General features: G+C 65.1%; 15 protein-coding genes. 12 read left to right on the top strand and 3 right to left on the bottom strand.

Annotation, left to right across the window (positions count from 1 at the left end):
* Positions 1-127: 127 nt before the first annotated feature.
* A complete protein-coding gene (locus G3O00_RS11550; RefSeq protein ID WP_206143043.1) occupies positions 128-1,135 on the bottom strand; it encodes an aldolase/citrate lyase family protein in 1,008 nt (335 codons plus the stop codon).
* Between the two features lie 184 nt (positions 1,136-1,319).
* Positions 1,320-2,306: a malate dehydrogenase gene (locus tag G3O00_RS11545; protein ID WP_206143032.1), complete on the bottom strand. Its 987-nt coding sequence runs from the start codon at positions 2,304-2,306 to the stop codon at positions 1,320-1,322.
* A gap of 288 nt (positions 2,307-2,594) precedes the next feature.
* Here G3O00_RS11545 and G3O00_RS11540 point away from each other — a divergent pair, with 288 nt between their 5' ends.
* The 7 genes from G3O00_RS11540 (at position 2,595) to gltA (ending at position 8,519) form a co-directional block, all read left to right on the top strand.
* Positions 2,595-3,419, top strand: a complete 825-nt coding sequence (locus G3O00_RS11540) for a GntR family transcriptional regulator (RefSeq protein ID WP_174930611.1) — start codon at positions 2,595-2,597, stop codon at positions 3,417-3,419.
* A 170-nt stretch (positions 3,420-3,589) separates the two neighbouring features.
* Positions 3,590-4,006 (top strand): succinate dehydrogenase, cytochrome b556 subunit, encoded by a 417-nt coding sequence (gene sdhC / locus G3O00_RS11535; protein WP_011355746.1) that lies wholly within the window; start codon positions 3,590-3,592, stop codon positions 4,004-4,006.
* A gap of 4 nt (positions 4,007-4,010) precedes the next feature.
* Positions 4,011-4,379 carry a succinate dehydrogenase, hydrophobic membrane anchor protein gene (gene sdhD / locus G3O00_RS11530; protein WP_011355745.1) on the top strand — a complete coding sequence of 123 codons (369 nt, stop codon included), beginning with the start codon at positions 4,011-4,013 and terminating at the stop codon, positions 4,377-4,379.
* Between the two features lie 3 nt (positions 4,380-4,382).
* Entirely contained in the window at positions 4,383-6,161 is a 1,779-nt protein-coding gene (gene sdhA, locus G3O00_RS11525; RefSeq protein ID WP_011355744.1) for a succinate dehydrogenase flavoprotein subunit, read from the top strand.
* A 21-nt stretch (positions 6,162-6,182) separates the two neighbouring features.
* Positions 6,183-6,884, top strand: coding sequence for a succinate dehydrogenase iron-sulfur subunit (locus tag G3O00_RS11520; RefSeq protein WP_011355743.1), 702 nt, complete (start codon positions 6,183-6,185; stop codon positions 6,882-6,884).
* A 7-nt stretch (positions 6,885-6,891) separates the two neighbouring features.
* On the top strand, positions 6,892-7,164 hold the full coding sequence (locus G3O00_RS11515) for a succinate dehydrogenase assembly factor 2 (protein ID WP_011355742.1): 273 nt from the start codon (positions 6,892-6,894) through the stop codon (positions 7,162-7,164).
* Positions 7,165-7,217: 53 nt separating this feature from the next.
* Complete coding sequence (gene gltA, locus G3O00_RS11510; RefSeq protein WP_011355741.1) at positions 7,218-8,519, top strand: citrate synthase; 1,302 nt, start codon at positions 7,218-7,220, stop codon at positions 8,517-8,519.
* Positions 8,520-8,608: 89 nt separating this feature from the next.
* Here gltA and G3O00_RS11505 read toward each other — a convergent pair whose 3' ends face one another.
* Entirely contained in the window at positions 8,609-9,586 is a 978-nt protein-coding gene (locus G3O00_RS11505) for an AraC family transcriptional regulator (RefSeq protein WP_206143031.1), read from the bottom strand.
* 72 nt (positions 9,587-9,658) lie between these two features.
* Here G3O00_RS11505 and G3O00_RS11500 point away from each other — a divergent pair, with 72 nt between their 5' ends.
* The 5 genes from G3O00_RS11500 (at position 9,659) to G3O00_RS11480 (ending at position 14,575) form a co-directional block, all read left to right on the top strand.
* Entirely contained in the window at positions 9,659-10,048 is a 390-nt protein-coding gene (locus G3O00_RS11500) for a VOC family protein (protein WP_206143030.1), read from the top strand.
* A 110-nt stretch (positions 10,049-10,158) separates the two neighbouring features.
* A complete protein-coding gene (locus G3O00_RS11495) occupies positions 10,159-11,409 on the top strand; it encodes a DUF1479 domain-containing protein (protein ID WP_206143029.1) in 1,251 nt (416 codons plus the stop codon).
* A gap of 209 nt (positions 11,410-11,618) precedes the next feature.
* Positions 11,619-12,377: an arginine deiminase family protein gene (locus G3O00_RS11490; RefSeq protein ID WP_174930544.1), complete on the top strand. Its 759-nt coding sequence runs from the start codon at positions 11,619-11,621 to the stop codon at positions 12,375-12,377.
* Positions 12,378-12,475: 98 nt separating this feature from the next.
* Positions 12,476-12,940: an Lrp/AsnC family transcriptional regulator gene (locus tag G3O00_RS11485; RefSeq protein ID WP_011355736.1), complete on the top strand. Its 465-nt coding sequence runs from the start codon at positions 12,476-12,478 to the stop codon at positions 12,938-12,940.
* 102 nt (positions 12,941-13,042) lie between these two features.
* Positions 13,043-14,575: an amino acid permease gene (locus G3O00_RS11480; protein ID WP_206143028.1), complete on the top strand. Its 1,533-nt coding sequence runs from the start codon at positions 13,043-13,045 to the stop codon at positions 14,573-14,575.
* Positions 14,576-14,611: the final 36 nt, after the last annotated feature.

The raw sequence follows: 14,611 nt of genomic DNA, 5'->3' as shown, positions 1-14,611 counted from the left end.
TCACCTATTTGGCCGCGCATATATCAGGTTTTCGGGCTCCGTTACGTTTTTTGTCGTTTCGCAAACCTCTATCCGGTTCGCGCCTCGTCGAATGCATGAAACTCGTGTATCGGCCGGCGGCGCGCGCTTACGGCGCGCTGCCCGCGGCGGCCGGGCCGAACAGCGGCGCGGCCTCGGCCGGTAAGGGCTGGCCGGTGGCCCGCGCGCGGCGCAGCACCGACCAGTAATACCGGTAACTCGCGCGATCGTGCAGCGTATCACCGTGGCGCGTCGGGCCCCAGTCGGCGGCCTGCGCGGCCAGCAGGATCTCGGCGGCCAGCGCGACCTCGTCGGTGCGCGGCGCGAATGCGTCGACGATCGGGCGGATCTGTGCGGGGTGGATACTCCACATCCGCGTGAAGGCGAATTCGTCGCGCGCGCGGCGTGCATCGGCGGCGACGACGCTCATGTCGCGCACCTCGGTCGTCACGTTGTGCGACGGCGTCTTGCCGTGCGCGTGGCAGGCCGCGGCGATTTCCAGCTTCGCGCGGCGCACGAGCGGGTGCTCGAACTGGCCGGGCGAGCGCATCGCGGAATCGGGAATCGCGCCGTGGTGCGCGGAGACGAAATCCATCAGCCCGAAGCTCAGCGTGCCGACCGTCGGCAGCGCGGCGAGGGCGGCCGCGTGCGCGAGCGCGCCGTGCGTCTCGACCAGCACGTCGACCGGAATCGGCTGCGCGATGCCCAGCTCGCGGCGCGTGCCTTCGATGAACGCGGTCATTTCGGCGGCGTCGGCGGCACTCGCGATCTTCGGGAGCGTAATGTAGGCGGGGGCGCGCGCCGCACGCAGCACGATGCGTACGTCGTCGCGCCAGTGCGGGTGGGAAAAGTCGTGGATGCGGACGCCGACGCGGCCGAAGCGGTTCTCGTCGCTGCCGAGGAGGTCGGTGACGAGTGCCGCATGCGCGGCTTCCTGGCCGACGGCCGCGCCGTCTTCGCAGTCGAGCGTGATGTCGAACACGGGGCCCAGCTCGGCCTGCAGCGCGAGCGACTTGCGCATCAGCTTTTCGCTGCCCGCGTAGTGATCACAGCAGGGCAGGATCGCGGGCGGGGACGCCCCGTCGTACAACACTTGTGCGGGAGTGAGCGCGGCCATCTCGTCTACGTCAGGGAAGCGGGTCAACGTGGAGAAAATCGGATTCGGGCGCGTTCTGGGCCGGTGCGCGGCAAGCGCGGGGCGGCAAAACGTGCGCGGATCGGATCGGGCGGCCGGGCCGGCGGCATGCCGGCCCGGGCCGAAACCGGGCTGCCCGAGGGTAGCCCGGCAATACGCGTGATGCTTAGTTCTTCAGCAGGTGGGCGACGCCATCGCGCTCTTCGAGCAGCTCGGCCAGCGTACCGTCCATCTTCTCGCGCGAGAACGCGTCGATTTCCAGGCCTTCGATGCGCTTGTACTCGCCGTTTTCGCAAACGACCGGCACGCCGTAGATGATGTCTTCGGGGATGCCGTACGAGCCGTCCGACGGGATGCCCATCGTGACCCACTTGCCGTTCGTGCCGAGGACCCAGTCACGCACGTGGTCGATCGCTGCGTTCGCTGCCGACGCTGCCGACGACAGGCCGCGCGCTTCGATGATCGCCGCGCCGCGCTTGCCGACGGTCGGGATGAACGTGTCGCGGTTCCACGCGTCGTCGTTGATCAGCTTCAGCAGCGATTCGCCTTCGGCGGTCGCGAAGCGGAAGTCGGGGTACATCGTCGGCGAGTGGTTGCCCCACACGGCGAGCTTCTCGATCGAGGCGACCGGCTTGCCCGACTTCGCGGCGAGCTGCGACAGCGCGCGGTTGTGGTCGAGGCGCAGCATGGCCGTGAAGTTCTTCTTCGGCAGATCCGGTGCCGACTTCATCGCGATGTAGGCGTTCGTGTTCGCCGGGTTGCCGACGACCAGCACCTTCACGTCGCGGCTGGCGACTTCGTTCAGCGCAGCGCCCTGAACCGTGAAGATTTCGGCGTTTGCCGACAGCAGGTCCTTGCGCTCCATGCCCTTCGAGCGCGGACGTGCGCCGACCAGCAGTGCGACGTCGGCATCCTTGAATGCGACCTTCGGATCATCGGTGATCACGACGCCCGACAGCAGCGGGAACGCGCAATCGTCGAGTTCCATCACGACGCCTTTGACGGCACCTTGGGCTTGCGGGAGGTCGAGCAGTTGCAGGATGACCGGCTGGTCCTTGCCGAGCAGGTCGCCGTTCGCGATGCGGAACAGCAGGGAGTAAGCGATTTGACCTGCGGCGCCGGTGACGGCAACACGCTTTGCGGGCTTAGCCATTGAAAATCTCCAGGACGGGTGAAGCGTTGGACACTCGCGAAAACGCCATTCTATGCGCGTTGTGCGGAGTGTTGCATTGAAGCAGGGCGGAGGACTCGCGATGGCAGACGCGGTGAACCTGGAGACGGCCGTGGCACGTAGCCGGGGACGCGCTTTTGCACCCGCGAACCCTTGCTCGACCCGGAGTGTAGGAGCCGTCTCGCTCAAAGTCAAACGGTATCATATGTCTTATATAAGACAGATGTTTTGCGGAAATTGAGTGGACTTAAAAGTGCGGTTTGTGATGAAATGCGCGCCATGACATCGAACCAGGCGAATACCGCGAATCAGACCGGCGCAGGCGGCCCAGGGCAGCCGGGCGCGAGCGATCCCGCATCTTCGCCTGCGGTTGCGCCGTCGCCGACGTTCAGCCCGTTATACCAGCAGATTAAGTCATTAATCACGCAAAGTCTCGAAACCGGTGAGTGGAAGCCGGGCGAGATCATCCCGAGCGAAGTGGAGCTCGCGGCCCGGTACAAGGTCAGCCAGGGCACCGTCCGCAAGGCGATCGACGAGCTGGCTGCCGAAAATCTCGTGGTCCGGCGGCAGGGCAAGGGCACTTTTGTTGCGACGCACAATGAAGATCGCGCGCAGTTCCGCTTCCTGCGGCTGCTGGCCGATGACGGTGCCGAGCATCCGCACGTGAGCCGCCTGCTCGAATGCCGGCGCCTGCGCGCGCCGGCCGAGATCGCGCGGCAGCTCGACCTGAAGCCGGCCGATCCCGTCGTGCAGGTGCGCCGCCTGCTGGAGTTCGAGAACGAAGTGACCGTGCTCGACGAGATCTGGCTGCCGGGCGCGATGTTCCGCGGGCTCACGTTCGAGCGGTTGAGCGAGTACAAGGGGCCGCTCTACGCGATGTTCGAGACGGAGTTCGGCACGCGGATGATCCGCGCGACGGAGAAGATCCGCGCGGTGGCGGCAGAGCCGGCGGTGGCCGACCTGCTGCACGTGCCGGCAGGTTTTCCTTTGCTGTCGGTCGAGCGCGTGTCCTATACATACGGAGACCGGCCGGTGGAAGTGCGTCGCGGCTGGTATGTCACAACCGGGTACTACTATCAGAATGACTTGAGTTGACGGTGTATCGGCTCAAGCCGAGTGCGTTCGCGATCCCCACGTTCGCGAAGCACGTTTCGGGCCGCCTTTGTTCTTGTTCGCGCAACTATCCAGAGCAGACTTTCGCTGCAGCGCGATATAAAAAGGCGCTAAAATCGCGGATTAGTGTGACAACATAGTAGGGGTCTAGCATGACTGATGCAGTAAGAAAGCCGAGACCGGAATACCGGAACATCGGATTCGGCGATATCACGATGAAATATCGCATGCCGCTGGCAGCGATATTGTCGATTCTCCATCGAGTCAGCGGCGCGCTGCTGTTCTTGTTCCTGCCGTTCCTGCTGTTCCTCTTCGACCAGAGTCTCACGTCCGAACTCAGCTTCGAAGGCTTCAAGCAATTCCTCTCCAACATCATCGTCAAGCTGATCGTCCTCGCACTGTCGTGGGCCTTCTTCCACCATTTCTGCGCCGGCATTCGCCACCTGCTGATGGACGTCAACCACGACGCCGTCACGAAGGAAGGCGGCAAGCGGACGGCAGTCGTCGTCTTTGTCGTCTCGATCGCCCTGACGATCGCCATGGCACTCAAACTGTTCGGAGCATTCTAAGAAAATGGCAGCCAATAACCGAATCGGCTCGAAGCGCCTCGTCGTCGGCGCTCACTACGGCCTGCGCGACTGGCTTGCGCAGCGCATCACCGCCACGATCATGGCGGTCTACACGGTCATTCTGCTCGTCCTGTTCTTCGGCGCGCACGATTTCTCGTACGAAGGCTGGGCATCGATCTTCGCCGCGCAATGGATGAAGCTCGCCACCTTCGTGATGCTGCTTTCCCTCTTCTACCACGCATGGGTCGGCGTGCGCGACATCTGGATGGACTACGTGAAGCCCGTCGGTGTGCGCCTGCTGCTGCAATCGCTGACCATCGTCTGGCTGCTCGCATGTGCGGGCTATGCCGCGCAGATTCTCTGGAGAGTGTAAAGAATGGCTGCAATCAAATCTAACCTCCCGCGTCGCAAGTTCGACGTGGTGATCGTCGGCGCGGGCGGCTCCGGCTTGCGCGCAGCGCTGCAACTGTCGCGCGCGGGCCTGTCGGTCGGCGTGCTGTCGAAGGTGTTCCCGACGCGTTCGCACACGGTGGCCGCGCAGGGCGGTATCGGTGCGTCGCTCGGCAACATGAGCGAAGACAACTGGCACTTCCACTTCTACGACACGATCAAGGGCTCCGACTGGCTCGGCGACCAGGACGCGATCGAATTCATGTGCCGTGAAGCGCCGAACGTCGTGTACGAACTCGAGCACTTCGGCATGCCGTTCGACCGTAACGCGGACGGCACGATCTACCAGCGTCCGTTCGGCGGCCACACCGCGAACTACGGCGAGAAGCCGGTCCAGCGCGCATGCGCGGCCGCCGACCGTACCGGTCACGCGCTGCTACACACGCTGTACCAGCAGAACGTCGAAGCGAAGACGCAGTTCTTCGTCGAATGGATGGCGCTCGACCTGATCCGCGACGCGGAAGGCGACGTGCTCGGCGTGACGGCCCTCGAGATGGAGACGGGTGACGTCTACATCATGGAAGGCAAGACCACGCTGTTCGCGACGGGCGGCGCAGGCCGGATCTTCGCGGCATCGACCAACGCGTTCATCAACACCGGCGACGGCCTCGGCATGGCTGCGCGTTCGGGCATCGCGCTGCAGGACATGGAGTTCTGGCAGTTCCACCCGACCGGCGTGGCCGGCGCGGGCGTGCTGATCACCGAAGGCGTGCGCGGCGAAGGCGGTATCCTGCGCAATGCGAACGGCGAGCGTTTCATGGAGCGCTACGCGCCGACGCTGAAGGATCTGGCGCCGCGTGACTTCGTGTCGCGTTCGATGGACCAGGAAATCAAGGAAGGTCGTGGCGTGGGTCCGAACAAGGATCACGTGCTGCTCGACCTGTCGCACATCGGCGCCGAGACGATCATGAAGCGTCTGCCGTCGATCCGCGAAATCGCGCTGAAGTTCGCGAACGTCGACGCGATCAAGGAACCGATCCCGGTCGTCCCGACGATCCACTACCAGATGGGCGGCATCCCGACCAACATCCACGGTCAGGTCGTCGGCACGACGCGCGGCGGTCACAAGGATCCGGTCAACGGCTTCTACGCAGTGGGCGAATGCTCGTGCGTGTCCGTGCACGGCGCGAACCGCCTCGGCACGAACTCGCTGCTGGACCTCGTGGTGTTCGGCCGTGCGGCCGGCAACCACATCGTCGAGCACGTGAAGAACCAGAAGGAACACAAGCCGCTGCCGGCCGATGCAGGCGAATTCTCGCTGGCACGCCTGGCGAAGCTCGACAAGTCGACCTCGGGTGAATACACGCAGGACGTCGCGAACGACATCCGCGCAACGATGCAGAAGCATGCAGGCGTGTTCCGCACGTCGAAACTGCTGAAGGAAGGCGTCGACGAGATGGCCGGCCTGGCGGCGCGCGTGCAAAACATCCACCTGAAGGACAAGTCGAAGGTGTTCAACACCGCGCGCGTCGAAGCGCTCGAGCTGGAGAACCTGATCGAAGTTGCTCGCGCAACGATGGTGTCGGCAGAAGCACGCAAGGAAAGCCGCGGCGCACACGCCCACAGCGACTACGAACACCGCGACGACGAGAACTGGCTGCGCCACACGCTGTGGTACAGCGAAGGCGATCGCCTCGACTACAAGCCGGTTCAAATGAAGCCGCTGACGGTCGAATCCGTGCCGCCGAAGCCGCGCACGTTCTAAGCCGAGTCAAAGGAATCCGAAATGGCAAAACGCATTTTTGAAGTCTACCGCTACGATCCGGACAAGGACGCAGCGCCGCGCATGCAGACGTACGAGCTGGAGCTCGAGCACGAGCGCATGCTGCTCGACGCACTGGTCAAACTGAAGGCCGTGGACGAGACGCTGTCGTTCCGCCGTTCGTGCCGTGAAGGCGTGTGCGGTTCGGACGCGATGAACATCAACGGCAAGAACGGTCTCGCGTGTCTCACGAACCTGAACGACCTGCCGCAGAAGATCGTGCTGCGTCCGCTGCCGGGCCTGCCCGTCGTGCGTGACCTGATCGTCGACATGACGCACTTCTTCAACCAGTACCACTCGATCAAGCCGTACCTGATCAACGACGCGCCGCCGCCGGAGAAGGAACGTCTCCAGTCGCCGGAAGAGCGCGACGAGCTCGACGGCGTGTACGAGTGCATTCTGTGCGCGAGCTGCTCGACGTCGTGCCCGAGCTTCTGGTGGAACCCGGACAAGTTCGTCGGCCCGGCCGGCCTGCTGCAGGCTTACCGCTTCATCGCGGATAGCCGCGACACCGCCACCGGCGAGCGTCTCGACAACCTGGAAGACCCGTACCGTCTGTTCCGTTGCCACACGATCATGAACTGCGTCGACGTTTGCCCGAAGGGCCTGAACCCGACGAAGGCGATCGGCAAGATCAAGGAACTGATGGTCCGCCGCGCGGTTTAAGGTCGGCATGAGCGACGATTCGCATCAATCCGACCCGCACCGTCGCGCGCGCCTTCGCTGGCGCGCGCGGCGGGGTCTGCTGGAGAACGACATCATTTTCGAGCGTTTCTTCAGCAGATACGAGCATGACCTCACCGATGCAGACGTAGGCGCGTTGTCGCGCCTGCTCGATCTGAGCGACAACGACCTGATGGACTTGCTCCTCGCGCGCAAGGAACCAGAAGGCGACCTAGACAGCCCGGACATTCACCGGCTGTTGGAGATGCTGCGCAACGTGTAACGCGTTACGCCCGTTATCGAATCCCGTTTCTTTATTTCGATTGAGGATGTGCCATGACTCCGTCTGATGTTAAAGCCACGCTATCGTTCAGCGACAACTCGCCGAGCGTCGAACTGCCGATCTACAAGGGCACGATGGGCCCGGACGTAATCGACATCCGCAAGCTGTACGGCCAGACCGGCAAGTTCACGTACGACCCGGGCTTCATGTCGACGGCAGCTTGTAATTCGGCGATCACGTACATCGACGGCGACAAGGGCGAGCTGCTGTACCGCGGCTACCCGATCGACAACCTCGCGCAAAACGCGGACTTCCTCGAAAGCTGCTACCTGCTGCTGAAGGGCGAGCTGCCGAACGCCGCGCAGAAGAAGGAATTCGTCGACACCGTCACGAAGCACACGATGGTGCACGAGCAGATGCACTTCTTCTTCCGTGGCTTCCGTCGCGACGCGCACCCGATGGCGATCCTGGTCGCTGCAGTCGGCGCGCTGTCGGCGTTCTACCACGACTCGCTCGACATCAACGATCCGCGTCACCGTGAAGTGTCGGCGATCCGCATGATCGCGAAGCTGCCGACGCTCGTCGCAATGGCGTACAAGTACAGCATCGGCCAGCCGTTCGTGTACCCGAAGAACTCGCTGTCGTACAGCGCGAACTTCATGCACATGATGTTCTCGAACCCGTGCGAAGAGTACAAGGTCAACGACGTGCTCGTTCGCGCACTCGACCGTATCCTGATCCTGCACGCAGACCACGAGCAGAACGCATCGACGTCGACCGTCCGTCTGGCCGGCTCGTCGGGCGCGAACCCGTTCGCCTGTATCGCTGCCGGTATCGCCTGTCTGTGGGGCCCGGCGCACGGTGGTGCGAACGAAGCCGCGCTGAACATGCTCGAGCAGATCGGTTCGCCGGACAACATCCCCGAATTCATCAAGCAGGTGAAGGACAAGAATTCGGGCGTGAAGCTGATGGGCTTCGGTCACCGCGTGTACAAGAACTACGACCCGCGTGCGAAGCTGATGCGCGAAACGTGCTACGAAGTGCTGAACGAACTGGGCCTGCACGACGACCCGCTGTTCAAGCTCGCGATGCAGCTCGAGAAGATCGCGCTGGAAGACGAATACTTCGTGTCGCGCAAGCTGTACCCGAACGTCGACTTCTACTCGGGCATCGTCCAGCGCGCGCTGGGCATCCCGACGTCGATGTTCACGTGTATCTTCGCGATGGCACGTACGGTCGGCTGGATCGCACAGTGGAACGAAATGATCGGCGATCCGGAACAGAAGATCGGCCGTCCGCGTCAGCTGTTCATCGGCGATACGCCGCGCGAAGCGAAGCCGCTCAACGCACGTTAAGTCGTGCGCCGCGCGAACGGCCGGCAGGCTGCTCGCGTGGGCGATCGCAACGCCACGACACCCCGACGGGTCACCCCGTCGGGGTGTTTTCATTTGTGCGGCCGCGGTTCGTTCGGGACGGTGCGACGTTCCAGCGATGGCGGGCGCGTGTCGAGTGCAGGTGCGTCGCCGTCGGGCGCGTGGCCGTGCTGCACGAAGAACTGCCGGTATGCGCCGGGTGTCATCCCGCGCGCGGCGAGGAACTGGCGGTTGAAGTTCGCGGCATTCGGAATGCCGCAGCGCGCGGCCACGGTCGCGATCGGCCAGTCGGTGCCGACGAGATGGCGACACGCGTGCGCGAGCCGCAGCCGCTGCACGTAGCGGCCGACACTTTCGCCGAGATGCCGGACGAACAGGCGCTGCAAAGTGCGTTCGGACATATGCGCAGCGTCGGCGAGCGCGTCGATGCGCAGCGGTTCGTGGAAGTGCCGGTCGATCGCGTCGAGCACGCGGTCGAGTCGTTCGGCTTCCGGTGCGGCCACGTTGGCGCGCGGTGTCGTGCCGTCGGCCCGGTCGTACGCGTGCGCGGTGGCGAGCGGTTCGCCGCCGGCTTCCGCGAGATCGGCGAGCGTGTCGAGCGCGGCCGCGAGCCGTGTGCGTGCCGACGGATCGAGCAACTGCGGCAACCGCGCGCGCATCGCGCGGGCCGTGTCCGTATTGAAGCGCAGGCCCGGTGCGGCACGTCTCAGCAGCGAGCGCAGCGGCGCGTATTCGGGGCAACAGTCGGCCAGACGCCGCGCCCAGTCGCCGTCGAACCAGATGACAAGCGCGACTTCGGGGGCATCGCGATCGATGCGTGCGTTCGACGACCAGGTGTGCGGCAGGTTGGGCGGCACGAGCACCAGGTCGTCGTCCGCGTAGTGCGCGACGTGATCGCCGATGAAGCGCCGGCCACGGCTGTTGAGCGTCAGCGTCAGTTCGTACTCGGGATGGCGATGCCACTCGAACGGGATGCGCGCGAGCTGGCGGTGATAGACGCGGATCGAACAGCCGGGGGCGAACGTCACGTGTTCGTACTGCGGCTTCATCGCGGCCTCCGGGTGAGGGCAGGCATCGCGCCGTGGCATGATCGTGAGCGATCACGACGACGGAGCGATGCCATGTTTTCACATGTTTGCGTGGGTGTGACCGACACCGCGCGCGCCTTCGATTTCTACGCGCCGCTGTTTGCGGAACTCGGGCTGCGCCTGAAATTCCGCGAACCGGACGGCTGGTCGGGCTGGATGCCGGCCGACACCGACCGGCCGTTGTTCTTCTTCGGCCAGCCGCTCGACGGCCGCGCGCCCGAACCGGGCAATGGCCACACGATCGCGTTCGTTGCGCCGACCCGTGCGCACGTCGATCGCTGCCACACGCTTGCGCTGCGTCACGGCGGCACCTGCGAAGGGCCGCCGGGCCTGCGGCCGGACTATCACCGCGACTACTACGGCGCCTATTTCCGCGATCCGGACGGCAACAAGCTGTGCGTGGTCTGCCATCGTCCGGAGTGACACACGGTTGTCAGAATTGTATCGATAGTTGACCGGATAGTGGTGATGACGACCGGGTATCGGCCGTACGCTGACAGCACATCACGACACCTGTCAGCGAGGAGACCACGATGCAACTGACGATTGACGACCTGCCTGCCGCCATTCTCGACACGAAAAGGGCACTGCGCGCCGACCTGCCCAATTACGCGGTCACGTTTCGCGAACTGGAGGGCGATATCGCGCGCCAGGTCGACGCGATCCGGCGTGCGCATGCGCAGGGCCATGACGTGATTCCGGTGGTACCGTTCGCGGACATCGCGGGCGGAGCCGTCGATCCGCAAGCGATTGCTGCGATCCGCACGCATGGCGCGGTCGTGATCCGTGGCGTATTCGATGCGCAGCAGGCGCGCGACTGGAACGACGAGATCGGCGCCTACCTGGACGCGAACCGCTTCGCCGAACGGTTGCACGCACGTGCCGAGGACCGCTATTTCGGCAATCTCGCGTCGGGCAAGCCGCAGATCTACGGTGTCTACTGGTCGAAGCCGCAGGTAGCTGCGCGCCAGTCGCCCGCACTGACCCAGGCGCGCGTGTTCCTGAACCGCCTGTGGCGGCATGCGGACGGCGGGCGCACGCACTTCGATCCCGACCAGGTGCCGGCCTACGCGGACCGGATTCGTCGCCGCCCGCCGGGCTCGACGTCGCTCGGGCTGTCGCCGCACGTCGATGGCGGTTCCGTCGAACGCTGGCTCGGTGCGAATTTTCGCCAGGTCTACCGACACGTGCTGGCCGGCCGCTGGCGCGATTACGACCCGTTCGATGCGGCGTTCCGGCCGGACGTCGAGGAGATTCCGTCGCCGGCCGTGTGCTCGATGTTCCGCACGTTCCAGGGCTGGACCGCGCTGACGCCGCAGGGGCCCGGCGACGGCACGCTGCAGTTGATCCCGGTCGCGAACGCGATGGCCTACGTCGTGCTGCGTGCGCTGCAGGACGACGTGGCCGACGACGACCTGTGCGGTGCGCGTCCGGGCCGCGCGCTGTCGATCCGGCCCGAATGGCACGCGCTGCTGCTCGACGCGCTGGTGCCGATCCCGCACATGGAGCCGGGCGACGCGGTGTTCTGGCACGGCGACGTCGTGCACGCGGTCGAGGATGCGCACCGCGGCAGCGGCGACAGCAACGTGATGTACATCGCGGCTGCGCCCGGTTGCGCGAAGAACGACGCATACCTGCAGCGCCAGCGGGCCGCGTTCCAGCGTGGCGAGAGCCCGCCCGATTTCCCGGCCGATCATTTCGAGGTCGAATTCGACGGGCGCGGCGGGGAGGGTGATCTCACGGCGCTCGGCCGTTCGCAGATGGGGTTCGGGGCGGGCGTGTAGCCGGCGTAACGCATGCGAACGCGGCCGTTCGCCAGGCGATGAACGGCCGTCTGCCGAAACCGCTGCGTGCCGTGCGCAATTCGACGTAATCGGCTGTCTGCGCAGCCGAAATCGACGCGAATTGCGCAATTTGGCTTCCGATAATGGTCCAGACACAACGCCGCTGCCCCGTGCGTCGCACGGGTGTGGCGCTGACCATGGAGGAGTCGATGCAATTCACGCAAGCGATCGTTCGCCGCCCCGCGCCGTCCTGTGGCGCGGGCCTGACCACCGCCGAACTCGGCGCGCCCGATTACGACAAGACGCTCACGCAGTTCCACGCTTACTGCGAAGCGCTGCGCACGCTCGGCGTCGAGCTGACCGAACTGCCGCCGCTGGACGCGTTCCCCGATTCGCACTTCGTCGAGGACACCGCGGTCGTGACGCCGGAATTCGCGGTGATCACGCGCCCGGGGGCACCCGCACGGCGTGGCGAGACGGTGCATATCGAAGCGGCGCTGGCCGCGCATCGCGACCTGCTGCCGATGCAGGACGGCCGTCTCGACGGCGGTGACGTGATGCAGGTCGGCAAGCGCTTCTACATCGGCCTGACGGGCCGTACCGATGCCGAAGGCATCGCCGCATTCGACTCGCTGGTGTCGCGCTACGGCTATTCGGTCGTCGCGGTGCCGGTGGGTGCCGGCCTGCATCTCAAGTCGGTCGTCAACGCGCTCGGCGACGACACGCTGCTCGTGACCGAAGCGCTGGCCGCGCATCCGGCATTCGCCGACTATCGCCGGATCGCGATTTCGGCCGCCGATGAATACGCGGGCAACACGCTGCGCGTGAACGGCACGTTGATCACGCCGGCCGGCTACCCGCGCGTGCACGATGCGATCGCGTCGCTCGGGCTGCCGCTGCACGTGATCGATACGAGCGAGTTCCGCAAGATGGACGGCGGCCTGACCTGCCTGTCGCTGCGGTTCTAGCCGATTGGCGCGCGGCCGCTTCGGCCGGATAATGTGGCCCCCGCGCGGAACAGGAGACGTTTCGCGCACCAGCCACGACCCGACCGGAGCGAACGCCGATGACCGACAAGAAGATGCAGCTCGACAAGATCGATCTCCGGATCCTCGACATCCTGCGCACCGACGGGCGGATTTCCTACCGGAAGCTGTCGGAGCTCGTGAACCTCACGCCGCGGCCGTGCCAGGCGCGCGTGGAGCGGCTCGAGGCGCTCGGTGTGATCGAAGGGTACCGCGCGGTGATCAAGGCGCCGCGCGCGACCAAGCCGATCGTCGTGATCGCGCAGATCACGCTGGCTGACCACGGTCGTTCGCAGGCGCCGTTCGAGGACGAAATGCGTGCGAATCCGGCCGTGCTCGATTGCTGGCTCGTCAGCGGCACGTTCGATTTTCTCGTGCGGCTCGCGTGCGAGGATCTCGACGAGTACCGGCGGATCGCGAACGTGTGGCTGGAAAGCCCGCGGTTCCGGATCGAGAAGATCGTGACGACGGCCGAACTGCAGGCGATCAAGCGCAGCGTCGTGTGATGCGGCCGGCCGGGAAGGGCCGGTTTCGACGCGAATGACCCGGCCTGACGATTTGCATTCCGAATCAAATCGCCAGGCCAGAATCCAATCAGGGTGAACACTATGGATGCATTGCAAGCGGCAGCGGAGACGGCCGCACCGTCCGGAACGGCGCTGAAGCGCCGACTGCAGGGCCGCCACATTGCGATGATCGCGATCGGCGGCTCGATCGGCACGGGGCTGTTCGTCGCGTCGGGGGCGTCGGTCGCGCAGGCGGGGCCGGGCGGAGCGATCGCCGCGTATATCGCGATCGGGCTGATGGTGTACTTCGTCGTCACGGGCCTCGGCGAAATGGCCGCGCTGATGCCGGTATCGGGCTCGTTTGCGATCTACGGCGAGAAGTACGTCGACGAAGGCTTCGGCGTCGCGCTCGGCTGGACCTACTGGTACAGCTGGGCCGTGACGATCGCGATCGAGCTGGTCGCCGCGCAGATCGTGATGCGCTACTGGTTTCCAACCATACCCGGCATCTGGTGGGGGGCGGGCTTCCTCGTGCTGATCTTCCTGCTGAACACGCTGTCGGTGCGCGGCTTCGGCGAATCGGAATACTGGTTCTCGCTGATCAAGGTCGTCACCGTGGTCGCGTTCATCGCAGCCGGGCTGCTGATCGCGGCCGGCCTGATCGGGAACGGGCATCCGGTCGGCTTGCGCAACTTCACGACGGGTGACGCGCCGTTCGTCGGCGGTGTGCACGCGATGATGAGCGTTGCGCTGATCGCGGGCTTCTCGTTTCTCGGCACCGAGCTGGTCGGGATCACCGCCGGTGAATCGGAAAACCCGCGCAAGACGATCCCGCGCGCGGTGAAGCAGATCTTCTGGCGGATCATGCTGTTCTACGTGTTCGCGATCTTCGTGATCGGCCTGCTGGTGCCGTACACCGACCCGAACCTGCTGAAGAGCGACGTGACCGACATCGGCGTGAGCCCGTTCACGCTGGTGTTCAGCCATGCGGGTTTCCGGCTCGCGGCCGGCGCAATGAATCTCGTGATCCTGACGGCCGTGCTGTCGGCCGGCAATTCCGGCACCTACGCGGCCACGCGGATGCTGTACAACCTCGCGGCGGAAGGGCGCGCGCCGGCGATGTTCGCGACGCTGTCGCCGGGCGGCGTGCCGCGCAATGCGCTGTACGCGACGATGGCCGTCGGCGGGCTGTGCTTCCTCACGTCGCTGACCAACAACCAGAGCATCTATCTGTGGCTGCTGAATACGGTCGGTATCACGGGCTTCATCGCGTGGCTCGGCATCGCCGTTTGCCATTACCGGTTCCGCAAGGGGTTCCTGAAGCAGGGCTACCGGCTCGATCAACTGCCGTACCGCGCGAAATGGTTTCCGTTCGGGCCGCTGTTCGCGATCGCGATCTGCATCGTGATCTCGCTCGGGCAGGATTGCCAGGCGTTCTTCGCGGCCCGCATCGACTGGATGGAGGTGCTGTCGATCTACGTGTGGATTCCGCTGTTCGTCGCGATCTGGTGGGCGTATCGCCGTGCGCGCAAGAGCCGGCTCGTGCGCTACGAGGAGATGGACATCGGGCCGTGGCTGACGCGTTCGGTCGAGGCCGTCGATGCGACGGTCACGCAGCACGGGCAGCCGCACTGATTGCCGGATACCGAAAGCGCGGTAACAGGAGCCGGC

It is taken from the genome of Burkholderia sp. Ac-20384 (assembly GCF_017104605.1).
Taxonomy (GTDB): Bacteria; Pseudomonadota; Gammaproteobacteria; order Burkholderiales; family Burkholderiaceae; genus Burkholderia; species Burkholderia lata.
The sequence above is the reverse complement of the archived record's forward strand: the minus strand, read 5'-3'. Positions and strand labels throughout refer to the sequence as shown.